Raw genomic sequence first — 17,258 nt, 5'->3', positions numbered from 1 at the left:
GTGTTCCGGAAGCGAGGTTTGGGTTGGACCGGCTGGATTTCGGCGGAAACGGCGAAACTGGTGACGGACGTGGAGGCTCCTCGGAGTACTTCCCGCTTTCGCCCGCACAGCTGGGTATCTGGTACGCGCAGCACGTCGACCCACAGGTGCCGATCAACATCGCCCAGTACGTCGACCTGCGTGGACGCCTCGATGTCGCCGTGCTCGAGCGCGCGAGCGCCGACGCGGCCACCGACCTCGAATCGGGCTGGCTGCGCATCGTCGAGATCGACGGTGAGCCGATGCAGACCATCGACCCCACTCAGGACGCGACGCTGATCTATGTCGATCTGCGTGGCGAGGCCGACCCCGAAGCGGCCGCCGCCGCGTGGATGCGGGCCGAGTACAGCCGCCCGCTCGACATCGTCAACGACCGCCTCGTCCAGGCCGCCGCGCTGCAGCTCAGCGATGACCGCTGGTACTGGTATGCCCGCGTCCACCACATCGTGCTCGACGGTTTCGGCGCCAACAACTTCGTCAACCGCACGGCACAGCTCTATACCGCCGAGGTCACCGGTACCCCGGCCCCGCCGAACAAAGCCACCGATCTGCGTGCGCTCTACGAGTCCGAGCTCGTCTACCGCGACAGCACCCGCTTCCAGTCCGACAAAGAGCATTGGGCCCAGCGGGTAGCGGGCCTGGAAGAAGGCAGCAGCCTCACCGGCCGCTCGGCCCCGCCCTCGCCGGTCAACGACGTCACCAGCGCGGCGCTGAGCACCGCCCAGGACGAGCTGCTCACCGCGGCGATCGCCCGGCACGACAGCACCGCCGCACCGCTGCTGATCGCCGGTTTCGCGGCGTACCTGGCCCAGATCACCGGCACCTCCGACGTCATCCTCAGCCTCCCGGTCACCGCCCGGACCACCGCGGTGATGCGCCGCTCGGGCGGTGTGACCTCGAACATCGTCCCGTTGCGCCTGCGCGTGGGCCACGACACCACGGTCGCGCAGTTGCTGCGCTCGGTGACCACCGAGGTCTCCGGCGCCCTGCGCCACCAGCGCTACCGCCACGAGGACATCCGCCGTGATTCGGCGGGCGAGGGCATGGTCTCCACGGAGTTCTTCGGCCCGTGGGTCAACATCATGCTGTTCGACAACCACCTGAGCTTCGGTGACATGGAGGGCACGCTCAACGTGCTGTCCACGGGCAGCATCGAAGACCTGGGCGTCAACTTCTATCAGTCGCACGGTGGCACTCGCTCCCACATCGACTTCGAGACCAACCCGAACCTGTACTCGGCCGCCGACGCGCAGACCCATCACGGCCGGTTCCTGGAGTTCTTCGACCGGTTCCTGGCCGCCGACGCCGAACTGCCGGTGTGGAACCTGCCGGTCACCGGCACGGCCGAGCTGGAACGCTCGCTCACCGAGTGGAACGACGCGGCACACGAGGTCCCCGCGACCACCCTGCCCGCGCTGCTCGACGCGCAGATCCCGCTGACCCCGGACAACATCGCCCTGGACTTCGAGGGCGAAACCCTCACCTACGCCGAATTCGGCGCGAAGGTGAACCGGCTGGCCCGCTTCCTGATCGCCGACGGCGTCGGCCCGGAATCGCTCGTGGCGCTCGGCATGCGCCGCTCGCTCGACCTCGTCATCGGCATGCACGCCGTGCTGCGGGCCGGTGGCGCGTACGTGCCGATCGACCCGGATCATCCGGCCGACCGCACCGCCTACATCCTCGAGTCCGCGGCACCGGTCTGCGTCCTGACCACCACCGGCGACGACCTCGACCTGCCCGGCACCGTCGCCCGCGTCGAGATCGATCGACTCGACACGACCGGTTTCGACGCCACAGCTCTCACCGACGCCGACCGCCTGTCCCCGCTGCGCCCGGACAACACCGCCTACGTCATCTACACCTCGGGTTCGACCGGTCGCCCCAAGGGCGTCGCGGTCACCCACCACGCGATCGTCAACCAAGAGCTGTGGATGCTCGACGAATACCGGTTGACCGCCGACGACGTCTACTTACAGAAGACCGCCACCACCTTCGACGTGTCGCTGTGGGGCTACTTCCTGCCGCTGATGGTCGGCGCGAAACTGGTCATCGCCAGCCCCGACGGCCACCGCGACCCGCTCTACGTCGCGGACATGATCGAACGCCACGGCGTGACCGTGACCGACTTCGTCCCGTCGATGCTCACCGTCTTCGTCTCGCATGCCACGCAGGTTCAATGCGCCTCGCTGCGTGCGGTTTTCGTCATCGGTGAGGCGCTGCCCCCGGAGACCGCCGCGGGTCTGCGCGCGATCTCCGACGCCGGCCTGCACAACCTGTACGGACCCACGGAGGCCGCGGTCTCGGTCACCTACTGGGAGGCCACCGAAGCCGACACCACGCAGGTGCCGATTGGTATCCCCGAGTGGAATGTCGAAGTCTACGTACTGGATTCACGGCTGCGCCCGGCCGCGATCGGCGCCCCGGGTGAGCTGTATCTGGCCGGTCGACAGCTGGCCCGCTGCTACCGCGGCCGCCCCGACCTGACCTCGGACCGCTTCGTCGCCAACCCCGTCGGCGCCCCCGGCGAGCGCATGTACCGCACCGGCGACCTCGTGCGCTGGAACGCCGAGGGCGTGCTGGAGTACATCGGCCGCACCGACTTCCAGGTGAAGTTCCGCGGTCAGCGCATCGAGCTCGGCGAGATCGAGACCGACCTGCTCGCGCACCCGACCGTGAGCCAGGCCGCGGTGCTCGTGGTCGACACCGCGACCGGCCAGCAGCTCGTGGCCTACATCGTGCCCGCGCCGGGCCAGTCCGCCGACCCGGCGACGCTGACTCGTTTCGTGTCCGAGAAGCTGCCCGCATACATGGTGCCCGCGTCGATCATGGTGCTCGACGCGTTCCCGCTCAACACCTCGGGCAAGCTGGATCGCAAGGCGCTGCCCGAACCCGTCTTCACCGCTGCCGCAGGCGATTTCCGCGCACCGCGCACCCCGGCCGAGCAGATCGTGGCCGGCATCTTCGGCGATGTGCTGAGCCAGGAACGCGTCGGCGCCGACGACAACTTCTTCGAACTGGGCGGCAACTCCCTGGTCGCCACGCAGGTCGTCGCCCGCATCGGCGCCGCCTTCGGTATCCAGCTGGGTGTGCGCGCGCTGTTCGAGACCCCGACCGTGGCCGGACTCGCCGCGCGGGCCGAATCCGTCACCCCCGCCGATGTTTCCGCCGCGCGTCCGCCGCTGGTCGCGCAGCCGCGTCCCGAGCAGGTGCCGCTGTCGCTGGCCCAGCAGCGGATGTGGTTCATCAACCAGTTCGACCCCACCGCACCCACCTACAACCTGCCGTTCGTGGTGCAGATGAAGGGCAGCGTCGACGTCGACGCCCTGATCGCCGCGCTCAATGATGTTGTGGTGCGCCAGGAATCGCTGCGCACGATCTTCCCCGACGCCGACGGCGGTTTCCAGCACGTACTCGGCGCCGACGAGTTCGACCTCGGCATCGCGGTGACCCCGATCGACCAGTCGCGGCTGCGCGACGAGCTGATCGACTTCGCCTCCACCGGCTTCGATGTCACCCTGGAACTGCCGATCCGCGTGCAGATCTTCAAGGTGGCCGGTGGAACCGCCGAGTCCAACGGTCACGGTGCGGGCACCCCGGAATACGCGGTCGCCTTCGTCGTGCACCACATCGCGGCCGACGGTTTCTCTTTCGGCCCGCTGGCCCGCGATGTCGCCACCGCCTACCTGGCTCGCGCCGCGGGCCAGGCTCCGGCCTGGCTGCCGCTGCCGGTCCAGTACCGCGACTACACCCTGTGGCAGCACGAACTGCTCGGCGCCGAATCCGACCCGGCTTCGATGGCCGCGCGTCAGCTCGACTACTGGAAGAGCGCCCTCGAGGGCCTGCCCGACCAGCTCGACCTGCCCAGCGACCGCCCGCGCCCGCAGCAGCAGAGCTTCCGTGGCGCGCGCGTCGGTTTCGAGATCGACGCCGAGACCCACGAACAGCTCGCCGCCGTGGCCCGTGCCAACGGCGTCACCCTGTTCATGGTGGTGCACGCCTCCCTCGCGGTGCTGCTCGCGCGCCTGTCGGGCACCACCGACATCGCCGTCGGTACCCCCATCGCCGGTCGTGGTGAGCAGGCCCTCGATGACCTGATCGGCATGTTCGTCAACACCCTGGTGTTGCGTTCCGACGTCGATCCCACCCAGCCGTTCACCGAATTCCTCACCCGCACCCGCGAAACCGACCTGAGCGCGTTCGCCAACGCGGATGTGCCGTTCGAGCGGCTCGTCGACGTGCTCAACCCGTCGCGCTCGCAGGCCCGCCATCCGCTGTTCCAGGTGGTGCTGTCGTTCCAGGAGATGTCGCACGGCACCCTGGAGCTGCCCGGTCTCACGGTCACGGCCGACGAGGTCGAGGTCGACATGGCCAAGTTCGACCTGCAGTGGACCCTCACCGAGGAACACACCGGCACCGGCTCGCTGTCGGGCATGACCGGCGTGCTCACCTACGCCATCGACCTGTTCGATCAGTCGACCGTCGAAGAGCTGCTGCTGCGCTGGCGCCGCGTGCTCGACGCGATCCTGGCCGACCCGGCTGTCACCGTCGGCGCGATCGACGTGCTCGACGACGCCGAACGCGCCGACCTGGTCACCCGCTTCGGCGCCCCCGCCGCGGTGGCGCGCACGCTGCCGCAGCTGATCGCCCAGGCCGCCCGCGACACCGAGGCGACCGCCGTGGTGTTCGAGGGGACCGCTGTCTCCTACGGCGAACTCGATCGTCGCTCGAACCAGTTGGCGCGCTTGCTGATCCAGCAGGGTCTGGGCGCCGAGGATTTCGTCGCCGTCGCCGTGCCGCGTTCGCTGGAATCGGTGCTCGCCGTGTGGGCGGTCACCAAGACCGGTGCCGCGTTCGTGCCCGTCGACCCGAACTACCCGGCCGACCGCATCGCCCACATGATCACCGATGCCGGTGTGTCCGTCGGCATCACGGTCACCGGTGAAGCCGATGAACTCCCTGATTCGGTGGGCTGGGTGGTGGTCGACGACATCGACCTCACCGGTATTTCCGATGCCCCCCTCGCGCCGCGGGAACTGGTGCGCCAGACCGATCCCGCGCAGCCCGCGTACCTGATCTACACCTCCGGTTCCACCGGTGTGCCCAAGGGCGTCGTGGTCACCCACGCCTCCGTCGCCAACTTCTGCGCCGAGCAGATCGACCTCTACTCGCTCGACTCCACCACGCGCGCACTGCATTTCGCCTCGCCGTCGTTCGACGCCTCGGTGCTGGAAATGCTGCTCGCCATCGGTCGCGGCGGCACGCTCGTCGTCGTCCCGCCGGGTGTGTACGGCGGTGAGGAACTGCGCGACATCCTCATCACCGAACAGGTCACCCACGCGTTCGTGACCCCGGCCGCGCTGGCCACCTTCGACGCCCGCGGCCTCGATCACCTGCGGGTGCTCGCCGCGGGTGGTGAAGCGGTCCCGTCGGAACTGGTCGCCAAGTGGGCCGTGCGCCTGCCCGATGGTTCGCGCCGCATGCTGGGCAATGTCTACGGGCCCACCGAGACCACCATCGCGTCCAACCTCAGCGAAGGGCTGATCCCGGGGGAGCGGGTCGTCATCGGCGGCCCCATCCGCGGCGTCCACACCCTGATCCTCGACGACCGACTTCGCCCCGTGCCGGTCGGTGTCGCGGGTGAGCTCTACATCGGCGGCGTCGGCATGGCGCGTGGGTACCACGCGCGCGCCTCGCTCACGGCCGACCGTTTCGTCGCCAACCCCTACGCCCCCGGTGCGCGGATGTACCGCACCGGTGACGTGGTGCGCTGGACCGCCGACCGCAACGTGGAGTACGTCGGCCGCTCCGACTTCCAGGTGAAGGTCCGCGGTTTCCGTATCGAACTGGGCGAGATCGACTCCGCGCTCGCCTCGCACGAGACAGTCGACTTCGCGGTCAGCATCGGTCACAAGAACAAGGGCGGCAGCACCTCGCTGGTGTCCTATGTCGTGGCGGTGCCGGGCAGTTCGATCGATATCGCCGAACTGACCGACCATGTCGCACAGCGTCTGCCCGCGTACATGGTGCCCTCGTCGATCATGGTGCTCGCCGCGGTCCCGCTGACCGTCAACGGCAAGCTCGATCGTCGCGCGTTGCCCGCGCCGGTGTTCGAGGTGCGCGAGTTCCGCGCGCCCACCACCCCGATCGAGCAGATCGTCGCGCAGATCTTCGCCGACGTGCTCGAACTGGGCCGGGTCGGTGTCGAGGACGACTTCTTCGAACTGGGCGGCAACTCGCTGATCGCCACCCAGGTCGCGTCCCGCATCGGCATCGCCCTGGACACCCGGGTCCCGGTCCGCATGCTGTTCGAGGCCCCCACGGTGGCGGCGCTGGCCGCCCGGGTGGAGTCGCAGGCCGGTGACGGCGCGCGCAAGGCGCTGGTCGCCCGCGAACGCCCCGACCGGGTGCCGCTGTCGCTGGCCCAGCAGCGCATGTGGTTCCTCAACCGCTTCGACACCGCGTCGGCGGTCAACAACATCCCGGTCGCGATCCGGCTGTCCGGTGACCTGGACGTAGCCGCCCTGCAGGTCGCGGTCATCGACGTGATCGACCGCCACGAGTCGCTGCGCACCGTGTTCCCCGACTCCGGCACCGGCCCCGTGCAGGTGATCCTGGACGCCGCGCAGATCGTTCCCGACCTCACCCCGTACCGGGTGACCGAGGACAACCTCATCGATCACCTGATCGATCTGGCGTCCATGGCGTTCGACGTGACCAGCGAAGTGCCGCTGCACGCACGGCTTTTCGAGGTGTCGGAGTCCGAGTACGTGCTCGGCATGGTGGTGCACCACATCTCCGCCGACGGCTGGTCGATGGCGCCGCTCTCGCGCGATGTGATCATGGCGTACGCGGCCCGCACCTCGTGGGAGGCGCCGACCTGGGCCGAACTGCCGGTCCAGTACGCCGACTACTCGCTCTGGCAGCGTGAGGTCCTCGGCTCCGAGGACGATCCGCAGTCGTTGATTTCCTCCGAGATCGCTTACTGGGCAAAGGAACTCGCGGACCTACCCGACGAGCTGGTCCTCCCGGCCGATCACCCGCGCCCGCCTGCCGCGTCCTACCGTGGCGGCACGTACAGCTTCGTCATCGCGAGCGAAACCCAGCGTGCCCTGGTCGAATTGGGTCGCCGCTACAACGCCTCGCTGTTCATGGTCATGCACAGCGCCCTCGCGGTGCTGCTGGCCCGTGCCAGCGGCTCCAGCGATATCGCGATCGGTACCCCGGTGGCGGGCCGTGGCGATCAGGCGCTCGACGACCTGGTCGGCATGTTCGTCAACACCCTGGTGCTGCGCTCACAGGTCGACGGCGCCACCCCGTTCGCCACGTTGCTCGCCCAGGCCCGCGAGACCGATCTGCAGGCCTTCGCCCACGCCGACGTGCCGTTCGAGCGCCTGGTCGAGGTGCTCAACCCGGCCCGTTCGCAGTCGCGCCACCCGCTGTTCCAGGTGATGCTGTCGTTCCAGAACAACAAGCAGGCCTCGCTGCAGCTGCCCGGTCTCGCGGTGAGCGGAATCGATTACGACCCGCAGCTGGCCAAGTTCGACCTGCAGCTCACGCTCACCGAGGTCCAGGACACCGACGGTGGCGTCGGCGGTATGGCGGCCGAATTCTCGTACGCGCTCGATCTTTTCGACGAATCGACGGTCGCCGCGTTCGCCCGCAGGCTCGACAACATCTTCGCCGCGGTGGTCGCCGATCCCGAGGTGTTCGTCGGCGACATCGATCTGCTCGCGCCCGAGGAGCACGCGCAGGTCCTCGTCGACTGGAACGACACCGCGCACGCCGTCCCGCACGCGACGCTGATGTCGCTGTTCGACGCGCAGGTGGAGCGGACCCCGGACGCCGTCGCCCTGGTCTTCGAGCAGCAAGAGCTGTCCTACCGCGAGCTGCAGGAGCGGGCCAACCGCATCGCGCGCCGCTTGATCTCCGACGGCGTGGGCCCCGGTGACAATGTGGCACTGGCGATCCGGCGTTCCACGGAGTTGGTCGTCGCCATGTACGCGGTGCTGCAGACCGGCGCCGCCTACGTGCCGCTCGACCCGGATCAGCCCGCCGACCGCATCGGCCACATCATCGAGACCGCGCAGCCGCGACTGGTGCTCACCAGCCGCCGCGACGCGTTCGAGTCCGACGGCGTCACCGTGCACGCGGTCGAGAACATCTTCTCGCCCGCCGACTTCAGCGGTGCGCCGATCACCGATGCCGAACGCGTGCAACCGATTCGGGCCACCAACACCGCCTACGTGATCTTCACGTCCGGCTCGACCGGCCGCCCCAAGGGCGTCGCGGTGGATCACGCAGCGATCGTCAACCGCCTGCTGTGGATGCAGCACGAGTACCCGATCGACGCCGCCGACGCCGTCTTGCAGAAGACCCCGGCCACCTTCGACGTGTCGGTGTGGGAGTTCTTCTGGCCCTTGCAGACCGGTGCCCGCCTGGTCGTCGCCAAGCCCGACGGCCACCGCGATCCGGTGTACCTGGCCCAGATCATCGCCGAACGCGGCATCACCACCGCGCACTTCGTGCCCTCGATGCTGTCGGTGTTCGTCTCGACCCTCGGCAGCAACGGCAACGGTGACGCGGTGCGCCTGCGACAGGTGTTCGCCTCCGGCGAGGCGCTGCCCGCGCCCACCGCACAGCGCCTGCGCGAGCTCACCGGCGCCCGTCTGCACAACCTGTACGGTCCCACCGAGGCCGCGGTCGACGTCACCTATCACGAGGTCGTCGACGCCGATGTGGAGTCGGTGCCGATCGGGCGCCCGGTGTGGAACACCCGGGTGTTCGTGCTGGATTCGCGCCTGCACCCCGTGGCGCCCGGTGTTGCGGGAGAGCTCTATCTGGCGGGCGATCAGCTGGCTGTCGGCTATCTCAACCGGGCCGACCTGACCGCCGACCGCTTCGTCGCCAATCCGTACGGCGCGGCGGGCTCGCGCATGTACCGCACCGGTGACCTCGTCACCTGGACCGCGGTGTCGGGCGAGAACGGTCTCACCTACGGCGAACTGAACTACCTGGGCCGCACCGACTTCCAGGTGAAGCTGCGCGGTCTGCGCATCGAACTCGGTGAGATCGAGGCGACCCTGCTGGCGCAGCCGGGTGTCGCGCAGTCGGTCGTCGTCGTGCGCTCCGACGCGCACGCCGGTGACCAGCTCGTCGGTTACCTGGTGCCAGAGGTGGACTCGGCCCTCGACGTGGCCGCGGTGAAAGCGGGCATCACCACCGAACTGCCCGCCTACATGGTGCCGTCGGCCCTGGTCGTGCTGGATGCCTTCCCGCTCAACGCGTCCGGCAAGCTCGACCGTAAAGCGTTGCCGGCGCCCGTGTTCGAGGCGAAGGTGTTCCGTGCGCCCTCGACCCCGATCGAGGAGATCGTCGCCGAGATCTTCGCCGACCTGCTCGGCGCCGAACGCGTGGGTGTGGACGACGACTTCTTCGCCCTCGGCGGCAACTCGCTCGTGGCCACGCAGGTCGCGGCGCGCCTGAGCACGGCGCTCGACACCGAGGTCGGCGTGCGCACCCTGTTCGAGGCGCCCACCGTCGGCGCGTTGGCCGCCCGCGTGGAATCGCACGCGGGCACCGGTCTGCGCGCCGAGCTCACGGCCCGTCAGCGTCCCGAGTATCCGCCGCTGTCGCTCGCGCAGCAGCGCATGTGGTTCCTGAACCGCTTCGACGTCGCCGACACCGGCACCTACAACATCCCGGTCGCGGTCCGCCTGCAGGGCCTGCTCGACCTGCCCGCGCTGCGCGGCGCGGTCGCCGACGTGGTCGCCCGCCACGAAACCCTGCGCACGGTCTACCCGGTGTACGTCGCCCCCGAGTCGGGGCGCGCCGCCATGGCCGACGGCACCGCCTACCAGAAGGTGCTCGCCGCCGCGGGCTCGATTCCGGACGTCGAGCTGATCGAGGCCGACGAGACCGACATGGCGATCTCGCTCTACGAGTTCGCCCGTCGCGGTTTCGACGTCACCGCGAACGCGCCGGTGCGCCTTCGGGTCTACGAGCTCAGCGAGCGCGAACACGTGCTGGTGATGGTGGTCCACCACATCGCCGCCGACGGTTTCTCGCTGCGTCCGCTGGTGCGCGACCTGATGACCGCCTACGTGGCCCGCACCGCGAACACCGAACCCGGCTGGCCGCCCCTGAACATCCAGTACGTCGACTACGCGCTGTGGCAGCGCGAGATCCTCGGCGACGAAACCGATCCCACCTCGCTGATCTCCGAGCAGCTCGAGCACTGGCGCGGCGCGCTCGCCGATCTGCCCGACGAACTGCGTCTGGGCCACAAGTCGCGGCCCGCGCAGGCCAGCTACCAGGCGGGCACGCACCGCTTCGAAGTGCCGGGCGAGCTCGTCGAGGCATTGAACCGGGTCGCCCACGAGCACAGCACCACCCTGTTCATGGTGGTGCACAGCGCTTTCGCCGTCCTGCTGTCGCGGCTGTCGGGCACCCCCGACATCGCCATCGGCACCCCGGTCGCGGGCCGTGGTCAGCAGGCACTCGACGATCTGGTCGGCATGTTCGTCAACACCCTGGTGTTGCGCGCGCAGGTCGATCCGGGCGCCACCTTCGCCGAGTTGCTCGGTCAGGTCCGCGAGCACGATCTGGCGGCCTTCGCGCACGCCGACGTGCCGTTCGAGCGCCCGGTCGAGGTGCTCAACCCGGCGCGCTCGCAGTCGCGCCACCCGCTGTTCCAGGTGATGCTCTCGTTCCAGAACCTGGGTCGCACCACCCTGGAACTGCCCGGCCTCACGGTCTCCGAGCTGGGCATCGACCAGCACATGGCGAAGTTCGATCTGCAGCTCGCGCTCAGCGAGGTCCCCGCGGACGACGACAGCCACATGGATGCCGAACTCGTCTACGCGACAGATCTTTTCGACGCGGGCTTCGCCGCGACCTTCGGCGCCCGCCTGCTGCGCGTGCTCACCGCCGTCGTGGTCGACCCCTCGGCTCCCGTCGGTGACATCGAGCTTCTCGACTCCGCCGAGCGCACCCTGGTGCTCGATCGCTGGAACGACACCGAATTCGCCGTCGACGCCGCGCTGAGCACGCCGAGTGACGACGAACCGGCCACGCTGCACGCGCTGTTCGAGGCGCAGGTCGCCCGGACCCCCGACGCGGTCGCGCTCACGTTCGAGGGGACGAGTCTGTCCTATGCCGAGTTCGCGGGCCGCGTGCGTCAGCTGGCGCGCTGGCTCAAGGACGCCGGCGTCGGCCCGGAATCGTATGTGGCACTCGGTATGCGGCGCTCGATCGATCTGCTGGTCGGCATGTACGCCGTGTCCGCCGCCGGTGGCGCGTACGTACCGCTGGACCCCGATCACCCGGCCGAGCGCATCGAGCACATCCTCGAGACCGCGCAACCGGTCTGCGTGCTCACCTCCGGCGAGAGCCTGCCCGCGGCCGCCGGTCGCGAGGTCCGCATCGACCAGCTCGACCTGTCCGGCCACTCCGCCGAGCCGGTCACCGACGCCGACCGGCACCGCCCGCTGCGCTCGGGCAACACCGCCTACGTCATCTTCACCTCCGGCTCGACCGGTCGCCCCAAGGGCGTCGCGGTCAGCCACGCGGCGATCGTCAACCGCCTGGTGTGGATGCACGCCGCCTACGGCCTCGCCGCCGCCGACGTGGTGCTGCAGAAGACCCCCGCCACCTTCGACGTGTCGGTGTGGGAGTTCTTCTGGCCCTTGCAGGTCGGCGCGCGCCTGGTGGTCGCCAAGCCGGACGGGCATCGCGACCCGGCCTACCTGGCCCGGCTGATCGTGGCCGAACAGGTCACCACGGTGCACTTCGTGCCGTCGATGATGGCCGTGTTCGTCACCGAACCGCTGGCCGCCGAGTGTGTTTCGCTGCGCAATGTGTTCGCCTCCGGCGAGGGTCTGCCCGCGCCGACCGCGCAGCGTCTGCGCGAATTGACCGGCGCCGCGCTGCACAACCTCTACGGCCCCACCGAGGCCGCGGTCGACGTGACCTATCACGAGGTCACCGATGCCGACATCGAAACGGTGCCGATCGGCGCCCCGGTGTTCAACACCCGTCTGTACGTGCTGGATTCGCGGCTGCGGCCGGTTCCGGTGGGTGTCGCGGGTGAGCTCTACCTCGCGGGCGTGCAGCTGGCCCACGGGTATGTGGGTCGTGCCGACCTGACGATGGATCGTTTCGTCGCCGACCCGTTCGCGCCCGGCGAGCGCATGTACCGCACCGGTGACCTCGTCACCTGGACGCCGGCCGGCGAGCTGGAGTACCTGGGCCGCACCGACTTCCAGGTGAAGCTGCGTGGTCTGCGCATCGAACTCGGCGAGATCGAGGCGGCGCTCACGGCGCTGCCGGAGATCGCCCAGTCGGTGGTCGTGGTCCGTGCCGACGAGCACACCGGCGATCAGCTGGTCGCCTACGTCGTCCCGCAGACCGGCGCCACCGTGGACACCGACGCGGTGAAGGACGCACTCGGCGCGGAGCTGCCCGTCTACATGGTGCCCGCCGCGTACGTGGTGCTGAACGCGTTCCCGCTCAATGCTTCCGGCAAGCTCGATCGCAAGGCGCTGCCGTCTCCGGTGTTCGCCGCGCGCACCTTCCAGGCGCCGGTCACCCCGGTGCAGCAGATCGTCGCCGCAACCTTCGCCGAGGTGCTCGGCGCCGGTCAGGTCGGCCTCGACGACGACTTCTTCGAACTCGGCGGCAACTCGCTGGTCGCCACCAGGGTCGCGGCCCGGCTGTCGGAGGCGCTCGATACCCAGGTGCCGCTGCGCGCGCTGTTCGAGGCGTCGACGGTGGCCGCGCTGGCTGCTCGGGTCGAAACACACACCGGTCGTGGTGGCCGCATCCCGTTGGCTCCCCGCCCGCGGCCCGAGCTGGTGCCGCTGTCGCAGGCGCAGCAGCGGATGTGGTTCCTCAACCGCTTCGACAACCGCACCGCCGTCAACAACATCCCGGTCGCGATCCGCCTCACCGGTGACCTCGATGTCGCCGCGCTCGAGGCGGCCATCGCCGACGTGGTCGCCCGGCACGAGTCCCTGCGCACCTTCTACCCGGCAGCCGATGTGGCCTCGGGTGCGGTCGAGGAAGGCGCGGGCTACCAGCAGATCCGGCCCGCCGACGAGGTCCGTTTCGCGCTGGCCGCCCAGCCGGTCGCCGCGAGCGACGTGGTGGCCAGGGTGATCGAACTGGCGAGCGTGCACTTCGACGTGACCCGCGAAGTCCCGTTCCGCGCGAGCCTGCTGCGCGTCGACGACCGGAACCACGTGGCCGTACTGGTCATGCACCACATCAGCGGTGACGGTTTCTCGCTGCGTCCGCTGCTGCGCGATGTCGTGATCGCCTACACCGAGCGCACCCGCGGTGAGAACCCCGCCTGGACGCCGCTGGAAGTCCAGTACGCCGACTACACCCTGTGGCAGCGTGAGATCCTCGGTGCGGAGTCCGATCCCGAATCGGTCGCCGCGAGCCAGCTCGCCTACTGGACCGAGCAACTGCGCGATCTGCCCGATCAGCTCGAGCTGCCCGCCGATCGGCCGCGCCCCGAGGTCGCCACCAACGCCGGTGACCTGCACCGCTTCTCGGTCGACGCGCACCTGCACCACGCGCTGACCGAGATCGCCCGCGCCCGCGGCGTCACCCTGTTCATGGTGATGCACGCGGCACTGGCCACCTGGGCCGCGCGCCTGTCCAACAGCACCGACATCGCCATCGGCACCCCCATCGCCGGTCGCGGCGAGCGCACGCTCGACGACCTGGTCGGCATGTTCGTCAACACCCTGGTGCTGCGCAGCGAGGTCGACTCGAGCGCGAGCTTCGGCGACCTCCTGGATCAGATCCGCAAGGTCGACCTGTCCGCCTTCGCCAACGCCGATGTGCCGTTCGAGCGCCTCGTCGACGTGCTCAGCCCCACCCGTTCACAGGCGCATCACCCGCTGTTCCAGGTGGCGCTCACCTTCGAGGCGGCCACCGCCGCCGACGCGGGCACCATCGCACTGCCCGGCCTCGATCTCGAGGTCGTCGACTTCGATCCGGGCACGGCGAAATTCGACGTGCAGCTCACCGTGGGCGAAGCCGCCGACGGCTCGCTCGCGCTGTCGTGGAACTACGCCACCGATCTGTTCGACGCCGAAACCGTCGCCGCCTTCGGCGACCGCCTGGTCCGCATCCTGCGCAGCGTCGCCGAGAACCCCGACGTGATCGTCGGCGACATCGACCTGCTCGGCGAGGCCGAACAGCGTGATGTCGCGCAGCGCTGGGTGTCCTCCGGTCCCGACGCCATCGGTCTGCCGGTCATCCACGACGCCAGCACCCCCGCCGGCTACCGGCGTGGCCTGTTCGGCAACAAGCACACGACCCTGGTCGATCTGTTCGACGCCGCGGCCGCCGCCTACCCTGACCGGATCGCCGCCAAGTTCGGCGTCGAGTCGCTGACCTACGCCGAGCTCGATCGCCGTGCGAATGTGCTGGCGCGCAGGTTGATCGACGACGGCGCAGGCCCGGAATCGCTGGTCGCGGTGATCCTGCCGCGTTCGCTCGATCTCGTGGTCGCGCTGCTCGCCGTCGTGAAGACCGGTGCGGGCTACGTGCCGGTCGATCCGACCTACCCGGCCGAGCGCATCGCCTACGTGCTCGAGGACTCGCGCCCCACCAGCGTCGTCCTCGATTCCACCGTCCAGGTGCGGGTGCCCGAGCACCTGCCCTCGGTGGTGCTCGACGGATTCGCCGTGGAAACCGGCAATGTCGAAGACGCCGACGACGCCCCGATCACCGACGCCGACCGGCTCGCCCCGCTCTCGCCGGACAATGTCGCCTACGTCATCTACACCTCCGGCTCGACCGGCCGCCCCAAGGGCGTCGCGGTCGCGCACCGCAATGTGGTGCGCCTGTTCGCCAACACCGATCGCGACTTCAGCTTCGGCCCGCGCGATGTGTGGACGCTGTTCCACTCCTACGCCTTCGACTTCTCGGTGTGGGAGCTGTGGGGCCCGCTGCTGTTCGGCGGCTCGCTGATCGTCGTCGACTACTACACCTCGCGTTCGCCCGAACAGTTCCTGGAACTGCTGCGCGTGGAACAGGTGACGGTCCTCAACCAGACACCGTCGGCGTTCTACCAGCTGGCCGAAGCCGACCGCAACGCCGGACCGGGCCTGGAACCGCTGGCCCTGCGCTATGTGGTGTTCGGTGGCGAGGCCCTCGAGCTGCGCCGCCTGTCGGATTGGGTCGCGCGCCACGGTGACAGCTCGCCGACGCTGGTCAACATGTACGGCATCACCGAGACCACGGTGCACGTGTCGTTCCGGGCGCTGGACGCGAAAACCATTGCCGCCGCCGCCGGTTCGGTGGTCGGCCGGGCGATCGCGGGTCTGGGTGTGTACGTCCTCGACAACCGGTTGCGGCCGGTGCCGGTGGGTGTCGCGGGCGAAATGTATGTCGCCGGACCGCAGTTGGCGCGCGGCTACCTCGGTCGCCCCGACCTGACCGCCACCCGCTTCGTCGCCAATCCCCTCGCGGGCCCGAACCAGGGTGGCTCGCGCCTGTACCGCTCGGGCGACCTCGCGCGCTGGAACCGCTTCGGCGAACTCGAATATCTCGGCCGCGCCGACGACCAGGTGAAGGTTCGCGGCTTCCGCATCGAGCTCGGTGAGATCGAAGCCGCCGTGCTCGCGCAGCCGGGCATCGCCCAGGCCGCGGTCATCGTGCGTGAGGATCAGCCGGGTGACCAGCGGATCGTCGCCTACGTGGTCGCCGAGGGCGACCTCGAACCCGACCTCGAGACCATCCGCAGCGGTGCGGCCGAACAGCTGCCCGCCTACATGGTTCCGGCGGCGCTCGTGCGCCTCGAGTGGATCCCGCTGACGGTCAACGGCAAGCTGGACCGCCGCGCGCTGCCCGCTCCCGCGGTGCAGGCGCGGGCCTTCCGCGCGCCGGTCACACCGGTGCAGGAAGCCGTGGCCGCGGTCTTCGCCGATGTGCTCGGCTTGGATCGCGTCGGTGTCGACGACGACTTCTTCGACCTCGGCGGCAACTCGCTCATCGCCACCCGCGTGGTCGCCCGCATCGGTGCGGCGCTCGGCGCGACGGTCCCGGTGCGCGCGCTGTTCGAAGCGTCCACCGTGGAAGCCCTCGCGGCACGGGTGGAATCGCACACCGGCGGCACCGCCCGCGCGGCGCTGGTTGCCCGTGAGCGGGCCGAAGGGGAACTGGTTCCGCTGTCGTTCGCGCAGCAGCGCATGTGGTTCCTCAACAAGTACGACACCACCTCTGCCGCCTACAACCTGCCCGTCGCGATCCGCCTCACCGGCGAACTCGACACCGAGGCACTGTCTTTGGCGCTGGCCGACCTGGTCCGCAGGCACGAGTCGCTGCGCACCCGCTACCCCGAACACGGCGGCACCCCGGTACAGCAGATCGTCGCCGCGGAGCGCATTTCGCTGGACCTGCGCCCGATCGCGATCGCGCAGGACGAGCTGTTCGAGACCGTCACCGAGTTCGTCTCCACCGGTTTCGATGTGGCCGAACAGGTTCCGATGCGCGCCCGCCTCTTCCGGGTCGCCGCCGCAGGCCACACGGGTCGCACCGCTGACACGGAGCAGGCCGCGGGTGCCGAGCACATCGATGGTGGGGTCACCGAACACGTCTTGGTCGTGGTCGTGCACCACATCGCCGCCGACGGTTTCTCGATCGCGCCGCTGACCCGCGATGTGATGCGCGCGTACACCGCCCGGGCCCAGGGCGCTGCCCCCGGTTGGGCGCCGTTGCCCGTCCAGTACGCCGATTTCGCGATCTGGCAGCGCGCCGTACTCGGCACCGAGGACGACGCCGACTCGCTCATGTCGCGCCAGGTCGGTTACTGGCAGTCCCAGCTCGCCGGTGTCCCCGACGAACTGACCCTGCCGTTCGACCGCCCGCGTCCGGCCATCGCCTCGCTGCGCGGCGCCACCGTGCACCGCGAGCTCTCGCCCGAACTCGTCGCCGCGCTCGACGAGATCGCCCGCCGCCAGGGCGCGTCGCTGTTCATGGTCATGCACACCGCCCTCGCGGTGTTGCTGGCTCGCCTGTCCGGCTCCGACGACGTCGCCATCGGCACCCCCATCGCGGGTCGCGGTGAGCAGGCCCTCGACGACCTGGTCGGCATGTTCGTCAACACCCTGGTGCTGCGCACCGGCGTGCGCCCGGCCGAGACGTTCACCGACCTGCTCGAGCAGGCCCGCAAGACCGACCTCGACGCCTACGGCAACGCCGAC

At 69.5% G+C, this 17,258-nt stretch carries 1 protein-coding gene (only partly in view); it reads left to right on the top strand.

Translation table 11 applies throughout. The features are described 5' to 3' along the window. Positions 1–23: 23 nt before the first annotated feature. Positions 24–17,258: the 5' portion of a non-ribosomal peptide synthase/polyketide synthase gene (locus ACWGCN_RS23405; protein WP_452458115.1), read on the top strand. The gene runs 26,856 nt beyond the window's last position; the window shows 17,235 of its 44,091 coding nt (coding positions 1–17,235); it begins with the start codon at positions 24–26; the stop codon falls past the right edge of the window.

Source organism: Nocardia sp. NPDC055050 (assembly GCF_053608345.1).
Note: the sequence above shows the minus strand (reverse complement) of the source record. Positions and strands in the feature narration are given on the sequence as shown.